The 10,760-nt window shown below is 62.9% G+C and carries 13 protein-coding genes; 10 read left to right on the forward strand and 3 right to left on the reverse strand.

What is annotated here, in order from left to right; all coding sequences use genetic code 11:
* The first annotated feature begins 37 nt into the window (after positions 1-37).
* A complete protein-coding gene (rplN, locus tag GDJ93_RS01135) occupies positions 38-406 on the forward strand; it encodes a 50S ribosomal protein L14 (protein WP_006235041.1) in 369 nt (122 codons plus the stop codon).
* Positions 407-419: 13 nt separating this feature from the next.
* A complete protein-coding gene (gene rplX, locus GDJ93_RS01140; protein WP_006235043.1) occupies positions 420-725 on the forward strand; it encodes a 50S ribosomal protein L24 in 306 nt (101 codons plus the stop codon).
* A gap of 624 nt (positions 726-1,349) precedes the next feature.
* Here rplX and GDJ93_RS10070 read toward each other — a convergent pair.
* Both GDJ93_RS10070 and GDJ93_RS01145 read right to left on the reverse strand, forming a co-directional pair.
* A complete protein-coding gene (locus GDJ93_RS10070) occupies positions 1,350-1,595 on the reverse strand; it encodes an IS3 family transposase (RefSeq protein WP_226812402.1) in 246 nt (81 codons plus the stop codon).
* Complete coding sequence (locus GDJ93_RS01145; protein WP_226812403.1) at positions 1,477-1,995, reverse strand: IS3 family transposase; 519 nt, start codon at positions 1,993-1,995, stop codon at positions 1,477-1,479. Before GDJ93_RS01145 ends, GDJ93_RS10070 begins: the two co-directional genes overlap by 119 nt.
* Here GDJ93_RS01145 and GDJ93_RS01150 point away from each other — a divergent pair.
* From GDJ93_RS01150 to GDJ93_RS01185, 8 genes are all read left to right on the forward strand, one after another.
* Positions 1,925-2,269, forward strand: coding sequence for a 5'-methylthioadenosine/S-adenosylhomocysteine nucleosidase (locus GDJ93_RS01150; RefSeq protein ID WP_226812404.1), 345 nt, complete (start codon positions 1,925-1,927; stop codon positions 2,267-2,269). The two genes, GDJ93_RS01145 and GDJ93_RS01150, sit on opposite strands and share 71 nt — an antisense overlap.
* A 226-nt stretch (positions 2,270-2,495) precedes the next feature.
* Positions 2,496-5,237 carry a PRD domain-containing protein gene (locus GDJ93_RS01155; protein ID WP_152067439.1) on the forward strand — a complete coding sequence of 914 codons (2,742 nt, stop codon included), beginning with the start codon at positions 2,496-2,498 and terminating at the stop codon, positions 5,235-5,237.
* Between the two features lie 121 nt (positions 5,238-5,358).
* A complete protein-coding gene (locus GDJ93_RS01160; RefSeq protein ID WP_152067440.1) occupies positions 5,359-5,832 on the forward strand; it encodes a PTS sugar transporter subunit IIB in 474 nt (157 codons plus the stop codon).
* Between the two features lie 9 nt (positions 5,833-5,841).
* On the forward strand, positions 5,842-6,627 hold the full coding sequence (locus GDJ93_RS01165; protein WP_152067441.1) for a PTS mannose/fructose/sorbose/N-acetylgalactosamine transporter subunit IIC: 786 nt from the start codon (positions 5,842-5,844) through the stop codon (positions 6,625-6,627).
* A 2-nt stretch (positions 6,628-6,629) separates the two neighbouring features.
* On the forward strand, positions 6,630-7,460 hold the full coding sequence (locus tag GDJ93_RS01170; protein WP_152067442.1) for a PTS system mannose/fructose/sorbose family transporter subunit IID: 831 nt from the start codon (positions 6,630-6,632) through the stop codon (positions 7,458-7,460).
* A 26-nt stretch (positions 7,461-7,486) separates the two neighbouring features.
* On the forward strand, positions 7,487-7,885 hold the full coding sequence (locus tag GDJ93_RS01175; RefSeq protein ID WP_152067443.1) for a PTS sugar transporter subunit IIA: 399 nt from the start codon (positions 7,487-7,489) through the stop codon (positions 7,883-7,885).
* Between the two features lie 12 nt (positions 7,886-7,897).
* The gene (locus GDJ93_RS01180) at positions 7,898-9,022 is read left to right on the forward strand and encodes a glycoside hydrolase family 172 protein (protein ID WP_193221403.1); all 1,125 of its coding nucleotides are present in this window, start codon (positions 7,898-7,900) and stop codon (positions 9,020-9,022) included.
* A 79-nt stretch (positions 9,023-9,101) separates the two neighbouring features.
* The gene (locus tag GDJ93_RS01185) at positions 9,102-9,986 is read left to right on the forward strand and encodes an ROK family protein (RefSeq protein ID WP_215694938.1); all 885 of its coding nucleotides are present in this window, start codon (positions 9,102-9,104) and stop codon (positions 9,984-9,986) included.
* 115 nt (positions 9,987-10,101) lie between these two features.
* On the opposite strand, the gene GDJ93_RS01190 is transcribed toward GDJ93_RS01185, so the two are convergent.
* On the reverse strand, positions 10,102-10,338 hold the full coding sequence (locus GDJ93_RS01190; RefSeq protein ID WP_193221404.1) for a DegV family protein: 237 nt from the start codon (positions 10,336-10,338) through the stop codon (positions 10,102-10,104).
* Between the last annotated feature and the right edge of the window lie 422 nt (positions 10,339-10,760).

The raw sequence follows: 10,760 nt of genomic DNA on the forward strand, positions 1-10,760 counted from the left end.
ACCTCTCTTCGGTTCTTAGTTCGGAGGAACATCTACCATGATTCAGATGCAAACCATGCTGAACGTCGCCGACAACTCCGGCGCTCGCAAGATTCGCTGCATCAAGGTGCTTGGCGGTTCCAAGCGTCGTTATGCAGGCATCGGCGATGTGTTCATCGGTGCTGTCCAGGAGGCTACCCCTGGCGCCAACGTCAAGAAGAAGGACGTTGTCCGTTGCGTCGTCGTTCGCACCGTTAAGGAGATCCGCCGCAAGGATGGCTCCTACATTCGCTTTGATGAGAACGCCTGCGTTGTCATCAACAACGATGGTTCGCCCGTCGGCACCCGTATCTTCGGGCCCGTCGCTCGTGAACTTCGTGACAAGAAGTACATGAAGATCGTCTCGCTCGCTCCCGAGACCCTGTAGTTAGGGGAGATATATGTATATCAAGAAGGGCGATAAGGTCCAGGTTCTCTCTGGTAAGGATCGCGGCAAGCAGGGCGTTGTCCTGCGTGCTCTCCCCGCCGAGAACAAGGTCGTTGTCGAGGGCGTTTCGGTCGTCAAGAAGGCCGTCAAGCCCAACGCTGCCAACCAGCAGGGCGGCATCGTTTCGCAGGAGGCTCCTATCGACGCCTCCAACGTCAATCTCGTTTGCCCCGAGTGCGGTAAGGTTACCCGCGTCGGTCACGAGAAGGACGGCAAGAACAAGCTGCGCGTCTGCAAGAAGTGCGGCCACAAGTTCTAAGCTGCCCGCAACATCAAGTTGCTAGCAAAGGCCCGGATGCCCCAAGGCACCCGGGCCTTTTTCTATCGCTACTCGATGGCTTCGGGTTTGCCGTCCCGTCATTCCGGTTGCATCCAGTTTTCGGTGCCGTCTCGAATCGAGTGCCGCCAGGTGACACCCTGTCGCGTTTCGTCGGCTTCGGTGACAAAAGCCGGGACAACTCCAAAAACTATTTTCGAACTCAGGGCTTTGAGTTTTTGTTTTAGTCCCAAAGGGCGCGGCGGGATGCCTTTGAAGGCTCGATAGCGCCGAAACGCCCGTTTTGAAACTCAAATGCCTTTTCGCGTGCAAGACGCCAGCTGCAATAGGAAGTGAATCAACGCAGGTGGCTTTCAAACAGTTTGCAAAACTGCAGGTCGCAGGTCTTCATTGCCAGTAGGAGAAATGAGTAGTCTCAGGTGGCTTGCTCATGAGTTGACTAACGGGATTTGAGATTACGCTGACGTCCGGAAACGCTTCGAACACGGCGTTAAGTTTTTGGGGTTTGGGCGCAGCCCCTGCACCCGCGAGCGCGGGCCTTCAGCCCGCCGAGAGAGTGACGCGTCGAAAACGAAAGGGAAAGAGAGAAGGGGCCGTTCCTATCATTCAGGTTGCGACCGAAGAAGACAAGGAGACCCCCTGAGCCTGAATGATGCCCCACAGACCGCGTCCGACCGAGCTCAAGCCGAGCTTTTCCTGACGTCCGCCTTCGCGGAGATGATGGCTGGATTGGCTATGGATTGGCAACACCAATTTGGACGATTCCGGGAGGGACGGTCCCGCCTCCCTGAACTCGACCGGCGACATGTAGCCCAGTGTCGAGTGGATCCTGAAGTTGTTGTACCAGTGCACGTAATCCGAGAGCTTGGCTCGGAGCTCGCGCGCCCCTCCTCGGTCCTGCGGAGTGGCCGACGATCTCCCCGTTGCAGAGGTCGACGAGCAGGCAGACGTAGTTCCACGATGCCCCGACGCGTACGCAGGCCAGGTCGCTGCATATTTGGGTGCGCGGCGCCCTGCCGCCGAAGCCGCGCGCGACGACGTTCGGCACGTCGGCCTCGTTGACCGCCCCGGGGTGCACCTTGAACCTCTTCCTGCCGTATGTGCCGGCCAGGCCGTTCTCCCTCATGATGCGGCAGACGCGGCGCCGGCTGACGGTAACGCCCGACCTCCTGGGCGACGCCTTGATCTTGCGCGATCCGTTCCGGCCCTTGCTGGCGGCATGCGCCGCCGCGGCCGCCGTCGCCCCCGACATTAAGGTCCTCGAGGGCCGCGTCGTCTCCGGCGACCAGTTCGTCTCGCCCGCGGAACAGAAGGAGCGCATCCTCGCGACCTTCGGCGACCTGTGCTGCGAGATGGAGGGCTGCACCATCGCGCAGGCCGCCTATCTCAACGGCGTGCCCCTCGTCGTCGTGCGCGCCATCAGCGACAAGCCCTGCGCCGAGGGCCAGGTCGTCGACTACAACACCTTCGAGAAGAAGGCCGCCTGCGACTGCGCCCGCATCGCCGCGCGCATGGTTAAGCTTTAGGCCCTGCGCGCCGGGGCCCTTCTTTATGTTGGGACCCCGGCGCGCAGGGCCCTTTCCAAAGCGAAGTGTCGAGCCGAAGTGTTGAGCGTCGGCCCTGAATGTTCAATGGCCGTTGTTTTCTGCCCCTCAAGTGGTGGACTTTTCCTCGGGGCTGTTGATTCCCCCACGCGCCCCCTTCCGTTCTCTGTGTTCCCCTTATACTCCTTGTACGAGGAGGTAAGAAGTCATGGACAAGACCGCACAGGACAGCTTGGCAAAGAAACCCGTCGACATGAGGGACAGGATTCTCGAGCATCTCGAGGCCCTCACCTCTGCCGTCTCGCTCGACGACCTTGCCCGTCTGTCCACCTCCGACATCGCCGAGACGCTCATCATCTCCAGGAGCCTGGCGAGCCAGTACCTCAACGACCTTGTTCGCGCCGGCTTTGTGGTTAAGGTGGCGGGCAGGCCTGTCCGTTATTTTCATCGCCGCGCGTTCCAGAAGCGTTTTCAGGTAAAGCTCTCTGCAAGCGAGTACGCCTCGCTCGCCGACCTCATCCAGGCGACGGGAATCGCCGATCACCGCGACTTCGCGCGTGCCGTGGGCTTCGACCTGAGCCTCAGCTCCGTTGTCGAGCAGTGCAAGGCTGCGGTTCAGTACCCTCCGTTCGGCCTGCCCATCCTCTTGAGCGGCGGCGTGGGTGTCGGTAAGTCTTTCCTTTCTCGTCTTGTGTACGAGTACGGCAAGAACCAGGGCTTGCTGTCCCGCGACTCCTCCTATGTGCGCATCGACTGCGCCGGGGTCCCGGACGCCGCCTCGTTCAACGGGCTTCTTGACGAGTCGATCGCGAAATCGCGCGGGGGTGTGGTCTTTGTCAACGGCATCGAGGCACTCTCTCCCTCTGCGATGGAACACTGCCTTGCGACGGCCCTCGGGCTCGATGCCTCCCAGGATGCGCCGCGCGCTCGCCTCGTTCTTTCGACGACGCTTTCCGCCGATGACCCGAAGGTTTCCTCGGCCTACAGCAAAATGCCCATCTGTGCCCGCGTCCCCTCACTCAAGGAGCGGACCCCCGAGGAGCGCGAGGATCTCATCTTGAGCTTCCTGCGCAGCGAGGGGTGCCGAATCGGTTCTGATGTGAAGATCAGCCGCGGCGCATACCGTTGCCTCGTGAACGCGGACTTTTCCGATAACATCGCCGGCTTGCGCGCCTGCGTGACGAACTGCTGCGCCAAAGCGTTCCTCAATCGCGAGGGCGACTACGTCGTCGTTCGCCCGTATCTTCTTCCCAGCGGGCTCCTCTCCTCCGCGCAGATCGATCAACAGCCCGACGATGGCGTTCTGATCGACGCGTCCCTGGATGCCGCCGAGAGCACAGGGCCGGTCGAGCAGGCGCTCGATGCCCTGCGCTCTCTCGATGAGCGATTCTGCGCCGGGGAGCTCTCTGTCTCCGAGCTTGTCTCGCAAGCTGTCTCCGCTGTGCGCGGCGTTGAGGATCACTTGATCTTCGGCCACGGCGTCGCCTCATCGAGGTCGCGCGCCTTCGAGCGCGTCGTGGGCGCGGTCCTTGCCGACGCAGGCTCTTCTTATGGCATCGAGCTTTCGAGGAAGGTCGCTTTTCTACTGGCCCAGGAGATTTGCCTGCAGTTGTGGCCGGGCATCGGCCTGGCTAAGCGAAAGTCTGCCTGTGCGGAGCAAATTTCCCATCTCCTCGGTGCCGTGACCTCCGAATTGCCGTTTGCCTCGAGCGTCTCCGATCAGGTCGCCGCAGACATGGAAGGGGCGCTCGGAATCTCGCTCGATCACTTCACGAAGACGCTTCTGACGCTGTGCGTCGCATCGGAGTCTCGCGACGCGAAGGCCCTTCGGACGCTCTGCGTCATCTTGTCACACGGCTACTCGACGGCGACGAGCATCGCCGACGCGGCGAACCGTATGCTCGGCGTGCATGTGTACGAGGCGGTCGACATGCCCTACGACCAGCAGCTGAAGGACATCGTCGGTCCGCTCCAGCGCCTCGTCGACCGCCATTCCTACTGCACCGGGGTCGTGTTCCTCGTCGACATGGGCTCCTTGGAGGAGGCCTATAAGGCCCTCGAGAACGTTACCGACTCCACCATCGGGGTGCTGAACAACGTCTCCACCGGGCTCGCGCTCGAGATCGGGTCCGGGCTGCTCGGCGGCAAGTCCATCGCCGAGGTTCTTGGCGATGCGACCGCCGTGTGCGTGACGCACTGCAAGGTAATCGAGCGCGTCAACCGTGAGGACGCCATCGTCTTCTGCTCCGAGTCCGGGGTCGACGCGGCCGAGAGGATACGTCAGCTCGTCTCGCAGAGCCTCCCGCGCACCATAGGCGCGCGCCTGCTCACGAGGCCCTTCAAGCAGCTTGCCGCGAACGGGTCGAACGACGCCGTTTTCTCCGAGCACCGCGTCTGCGCCGTCATCGGCACGGGAGACCCCAGGATTGCCTCCGTTCCCTTCGTCGCCCTCGAAGACATCATGTCGACGGCGTCCGCCTCGAAGGTCGATGCCGTGTTCGGCAGGTGGCTCGACGTCTCCGAGCTCGCTTCTTTCCACGAGAAGCTGCTTTCGAATATGACGCTGCAGAACGTTATCCGCTCCATCACCATCCTCGACCCGGAGCGGCTGTTCCACGAGATCGAGAGCGCCGTGCACGAGCTTCAGCGCAGAACGGGCGAGAAGATCAGCAGCAACGCCATCATCGGGCTGTACGTTCACCTCTGTTGCCTCGTCGAGCGCCTCGTCACCCGCAACCCCATCGAGACCTACGTCGGCCAGGATCGCTTCGAGGAAGAGCACGCCGACTTCATCGAGTCCTTCAGGCAGAGTTTCTCGAGCATCTCGACGCGCTATCGCGTGGAGGTTCCCGTAAGCGAGATCGCCTACGTCTTCGACTACATCAGCGTGAGCGCCGCCCCGGCGCGAGAGGAGCGTCTCGGCTCCTCGAGCCTCCTGTTCGACGAGTGACCCCCCGCGCCGTCACGAGCTGACCGCGCGTCTTCAATAATCCGATAATCCCTCGCCCGGCGCGAATCCGGATAGCGCCAAGGCAGTGCTGAATGAAAAACTTGATTTGATAGGAGCAAACATGAGTGTTGTTATGGCACGAATCGACAATCGCCTGCTTCACGGCATCATCGTGACGCAGTGGGCCCCGGTGTCGGGCGCAACCCGAGTCATGGTCATCGACGACAAGGTCGCCGGCGACGAGGTCCTGAAGTCCACCATGAGGATGGCGCGCCCCGCGGGCATGGCCGTCTCGATCATCTCCGAGGAGACCGCGCTCAAGAACTTCGCGGCGGGCAAGTACGACCGCGAGAAGGTCTTTGTCATCGCCAAGGAACCCGAGACGATGCTTCACCTGGTCGAGTCGGGCATCGAGCTCCCGTCGCTGATCGTCGGCGGCTCTCTTGTCAAGGAGGGCGGCGTCCAGCTCACCCAGCGCGCCTATGCCTCTGCCGAGAACGTCCAAAGCTACAAGGCGCTCATCGCCCACGGCGTCAAGGTGACGGCACAGTTCGTGCCCGCCGACAAGCCCGTCTCCGTCGCCGACCTCATCTAAGGAGGGATCATGGTCAACTTCACTATCCTGCAGGTCGTCCTTTTGACCCTGCTTGCCTTCATCAAGCACGTGGACTACTACGGCATCCCGATGATCTTCGTCAACTATGCCGTCTTCTGGGGCCTTATCACCGGCGTGGTCATGGGCGACTGGCAGACCGGCCTCGTCATCGGCGGCACCATCCAGCTCATGCAGCTCGGCGTCGCGGGCTTCGGCGGCTCGTCGATTCCCGATTACGGCACGATGGCCATCATCGCCACCGCCTACGGCGTGACCCTGGGCTCCGACACGGGCCTCGCCATCGGCCTGCCGGTCGGCATGCTCGGCATCCAGCTCGACGTCGTCGTCAAGATCCTCAACGGCTTTGTCGTCGAGAAGTCCCAGAAGTTCTGCAACGAGGGTAAGTTCAATCAGATGAACGCCATCCTGTGGGTCTGCCCCGCGCTCTTCGGCCTGTGCGCCGCCCTGCCCGTCTTTGTCTCCGTGACGCTCGGCCAGCCCGCCGTCAACTGGCTCCTCGAGGTCATGCCCCAGTGGTTCCTCTCCGGCCTCACCCTCGCCGGCAAGATGCTCCCGGCCATCGGTATCGCCATGCTGCTCCGCTACATGCCAACCGCCAAGTACTTCCAGTACCTGCTCGCCGGTTTCTTCCTCTCGGCCTTCCTGAACGTGCCCATCATCGGTGCCGCCATCGTCGGCGTTGCCCTCGCGATCGCGTTCTATCAGCGTGCCGAGAAGGACGCCGAGCTCACCGCCCACGCTTCCGCAGACGCCTTCATCGGAGAGGATGAGTAACCATGGAAAACGAGAACATCACCGTCGCCGAGGGCAAGCCCTCCGGCTATAAGGTCACCAAGAAGGACCTGCGCAACGCGAACTGGCGCTGGCTCATGAGCGTGTGCACCTTCAACTACCAGACCCAGCAGGGCGCCTCGGTCGCCTACGCCCTCTCGCCGATCCTGAGGAAGATCTACACGAACGACGAGGACTATAAGCAAGCGCTCAACAACCACTTCCGCTACTACAACACCCAGCCTTGGCTCGCCGCCATCATCCTCGGCGCCTGCGTGGCCATGGAGGAGCGTGACGGCCTCGCGGCGGCGGACGCCGTCCAAGACCTGAAGATCGGCACCATGGGACCGCTCGCCGGCGTCGGCGACTCCCTGCTCATGACCATGATCCCGACCATCATGGGCTCCATCGCCGCCTACATGGCCATCGAGGGCAACCCCGTGGGAGCCGGCATCTGGTTCGCGCTCATCCTGGCCATCTTCTGGGTCCGCATGCACGCCCTCGAGTTCGGCTACAAGCAGGGTGTGAAGCTCGTCACCGACTTCAGCGAGAAGCTTCCCAACCTCACTGCCGCCGCCTCCGTGCTCGGCCTCACCGTGGTCGGCTGCCTCATCGCCTCGGTCATCGGCGTCACCTGCCCGATTAGCTTCAGCTTCGGCGACGTCTCGATGGAGATTCAGCCGCTGCTCGACAAGATCCTGCCTGCCATGATCCCCGCCGCCATCACGGGAAGCGCGTATTACCTTCTTACCAAGAAGAACGCGAGCATGACGGCCCTCATCCTCGTGGTGATCGTCCTCGCGATGGTCGCCTCCGCCGCCGGCATCCTCGCCTAGCTTCGACCCAAGAGATTGGTGAATCAATGAGAAAGATAGTTGTGGCGAGCCATTCCCTTCTCGCCCAGGGCTTCAAGGACACCCTCGAGTTCCTTACGGGTAAGAGCGACGCCGTCACCGCCGTTTGCGCCTACGTGAACGACAACGGCGAGGGGCTCGACGCGGCGGTCGAGGCGGCGCTTTCGGGCACTGACGAGGTCGTCGTCCTTACCGACGCGCTCGGCGGCAGCGTGAACCAGCGCTTCTCCCGCTTCGCCTCCGACCGGATCCACGTGATCGCGGGTGTCAACCTCCCGCTCGCCATGACGGTCGCGCTCGCGCGCCCCGACGAGAAACTCGACTTCGACGCCCTCGTCGACGAGGCGCGCCAGCAGATCGTCTACGTGAACGGTGCCAGTTCCGCCGAGTGCGAAGACGACGAATAGAGGAGGTCGACGATGAGAGAGTTCCTTAAAGACGTGTGGATGCACGGCGGTGAGGAAAGCCGCGCCATCACCCCCGAGAACATCACGGACGAGAAGGGCCACGCCGCCATGTCGGCCAGCCACCTCGGCGTCGGCCGCAAGGGCTCGTGCTGCGTGCCCCTTGAGTCCGGCGAGACCATCACGCTCGCGGACATCGAGGGCCCCGGCATCATCCGCCACATCTGGATGACCGTCCCCGACAAGACCGCCGCCGGCAGCTTCGTCATGCGCGACCTCGTGCTGCGCTTCTACTGGGACGACGAGGAGACCCCCTCGGTCGAGTGCCCTGTCGGCGACTTCTTCTGCAACGGCTTCGGTGAGCGCGCCATCGTCAACTCGATGCCCATCTGCGTGAACCCGACGGGCGGCATGAACTGCTACTTCGAGATGCCCTTCAGGAAGCACGCCAAAGTCACGCTTACGAGCGAGCACCCCGGGTTCATTAAGTACATCTTCTACACGTTCAACTACGCGCTCACCGACGTGCCGGACGACGCCATGTACTTCCACGCCCGTTTTAACCGCGAGCGCAGCACCCGCAGGGGCGTCGACTACACCGTGCTCGACGGCGTGCGCGGTAAGGGCTACTACGTCGGCACCTACATGGCCCTGTGCGCCCTGGAGCGCTATTGGTGGGGCGAGGGCGAGATGAAGTTCTTCCTCGACGGCGACGAGGAGTTCCCCACGGTCACCTCGACGGGAGCCGAGGACTACTTTGGCGGTGCCTGGGCCTTCCTCGACAGGCCGCCCCACGCGCTGCCCGAGGCGCAGTGCTTCAACACGCTGTTCGCCGGCTACCCGTACCGCTCGACGCGCGACGCCACGCGCGACCGCTTCAGCGCGGGCAAGCCGAACCCGAACCCGATGCTCGCGACCAACGACGACGCGCTGCCCAGGCACGGCCTCTACAGGTGGCACCTTCCCGACCCGATCTCGTTCAAGGAGGACCTGCGCGTGACGTTCCAGGACCTCGGCAACGACGACATCAAGCTCTACGAGCGCGAGGACGACATCTCCACCGTCGCCTACTGGTACCAAAGCGAACCGCACGCCGTGCTCGCCCCGTTTGCCGCAAGGCAGGACCGCGTGCCCAGGTAGGGTCGCCTCGAAACAAGCCAACGTTATGGGCGTCCGCGGTTGACCATGACTGCGGGCGTCCCTTTGTAAGGAGGATCGCATGAGCGAAAAGCAAATGAGGCTCGGCGCCCTCGAGGCCGGCGGGACCAAGATGGTCTGTGCCGTGGTGTCCGGCGACGGCGAGGTCCTCGACCGTATGGAGACCCCGACGCTTGCGCCCGCCGAGACCGTCCCGCAGATGATCGAGTGGTTCGCCGCCCGCGATGTGGACGCGTTGGGCATCGGCGCCTTCGGCCCGACCTGCGTCGACCCCGCCGACGAGCGCTACGGCTCCATCCTCCAAACGCCCAAGCTCGCGTGGCGAGGCTATGGTCTTCGCGCCGCGTTTGCCGACGCCCTCGGGATTCCGGTGGCCTACGATACGGACGTGAACGTTGCCTGCCTCGGCGAAGCGGTCTTCGGCTGCTGCAAGGGGCTCAAGGACGCCGTCTACGTGACCATCGGCACCGGCGTGGGCGCGGGCGTCATGTGCGCGGGCAGGCTCCTTCACGGCATGCTGCACCCCGAGGCCGGCCACATGCTGGTAAGGACCCGTCCCACCGAGGAAGGACGCTGCGTCTGCCCGAGCCACGCGAGCTGCCTCGAGGGCCTCGCCTCCGGCCCCGCCATCGCCGCGCGCTGGGGAAAGCCCGCGGCCGAGCTCGCGGACAACGATGAGGTGTGGATGCTCGAGGGGGATTATCTGGGGCAGATGTGTGCGAACCTCGTGCTCATGTACTCGCCTCACCGCATCGTCCTCGGCGGCGGCGTGATGCACCAGGAGCAGCTCTACGGCATCGTCCGCAAGAAGACCCTCGAATATCTGGGTGGCTACATCCAGACCGCCGAGCTTAAGGACATGGAGAGCTACATCTGCGCCCCGGGCTGCGGCGGCGACCAAGGAATCCTCGGCGCGGCCGAGCTGGCAAGAAGGGCGCTCGCGTAACTTGCGCTCTCTCCGCCATACAACGCGTTAAGAAAAGACGAGCGCTTCTTGCCAATTGGGCGGCAAGAAGCGCTCGTCTTTTGCATTTGTTTTTGGGCAGAACGCCCCGCCTCCGCTAGAGTCCCTGGACCGCTACACCCACGAGGTTTGGACCGGTGTGGACAAGAAGCGCGGGGCTGATGTCGGAGCGGACGATCTCCACCGCGTTGGCCACGCGCTCGCGCAGGGCCTGCTCCATGCGGTCGTAAAGGTCGGCGTAGGCCGAGGTGTAGCTCACGGCAAAGCGCACCTTGGGGTGCTTCTCGGCGATGGCGGCGACGAGCTTGACCTCGGTGCGATGCGGTACTTGCATAGCCATTTCGTGTGCGCGAGGCTGTCGGCTTTCTGGGCCACAGCAATCACATTCCCCCTAGCATGATGACCTGAACAATCCTCATGCTAGGGGGAAGGTTTTTGTCGCGTAGCGGAAATTGGCCTCCACCCGCTGAGCGGGTGGCTTTCTATGCCGCGCGTGCCGTGCGGCACGGACTAAAGTCCATGAATAAAAACGAGGGAGGCCGTTTCCGACCTCCCTCGCAAAGGGTCTCTGATTACTCCCACTCATTGGGGACAGACTTAAATGAGTGCTCTTGAAATGCCGGCACCTGGGGACGTTCCTTTTAATATGAGCAGGACATTGTCAAGAGGCAAAATCGGGCCTGGCCCCAACGATATGGGGTCAGGCCCTCTCCCTATATCAGCCCGTCCGCGGCGACCTCGGCGTGTCTTACCGAC

The sequence above is a fragment of the Collinsella aerofaciens genome (assembly GCF_902501475.1).
GTDB lineage: Bacteria > Actinomycetota > Coriobacteriia > Coriobacteriales > Coriobacteriaceae > Collinsella > Collinsella aerofaciens_AL.

What these genes read in the sequence shown, in the direction of transcription:
- rplN (WP_006235041.1), top strand. Translation starts at nt 38, where the DNA reads ATGATTCAGATGCAAACCATGCTGAACGTCGCCGACAACTCCGGCGCT.
- rplX (WP_006235043.1), top strand. Translation starts at nt 420, where the DNA reads ATGTATATCAAGAAGGGCGATAAGGTCCAGGTTCTCTCTGGTAAGGAT.
- GDJ93_RS01145 (WP_226812403.1), bottom strand. Translation starts at nt 1,995, where the DNA reads ATGTCGGGGGCGACGGCGGCCGCGGCGGCGCATGCCGCCAGCAAGGGC.
- GDJ93_RS01155 (WP_152067439.1), top strand. Translation starts at nt 2,496, where the DNA reads ATGGACAAGACCGCACAGGACAGCTTGGCAAAGAAACCCGTCGACATG.
- GDJ93_RS01160 (WP_152067440.1), top strand. Translation starts at nt 5,359, where the DNA reads ATGAGTGTTGTTATGGCACGAATCGACAATCGCCTGCTTCACGGCATC.
- GDJ93_RS01165 (WP_152067441.1), top strand. Translation starts at nt 5,842, where the DNA reads ATGGTCAACTTCACTATCCTGCAGGTCGTCCTTTTGACCCTGCTTGCC.
- GDJ93_RS01170 (WP_152067442.1), top strand. Translation starts at nt 6,630, where the DNA reads ATGGAAAACGAGAACATCACCGTCGCCGAGGGCAAGCCCTCCGGCTAT.
- GDJ93_RS01175 (WP_152067443.1), top strand. Translation starts at nt 7,487, where the DNA reads ATGAGAAAGATAGTTGTGGCGAGCCATTCCCTTCTCGCCCAGGGCTTC.
- GDJ93_RS01180 (WP_193221403.1), top strand. Translation starts at nt 7,898, where the DNA reads ATGAGAGAGTTCCTTAAAGACGTGTGGATGCACGGCGGTGAGGAAAGC.
- GDJ93_RS01185 (WP_215694938.1), top strand. Translation starts at nt 9,102, where the DNA reads ATGAGCGAAAAGCAAATGAGGCTCGGCGCCCTCGAGGCCGGCGGGACC.
- GDJ93_RS01190 (WP_193221404.1), bottom strand. Translation starts at nt 10,338, where the DNA reads ATGCAAGTACCGCATCGCACCGAGGTCAAGCTCGTCGCCGCCATCGCC.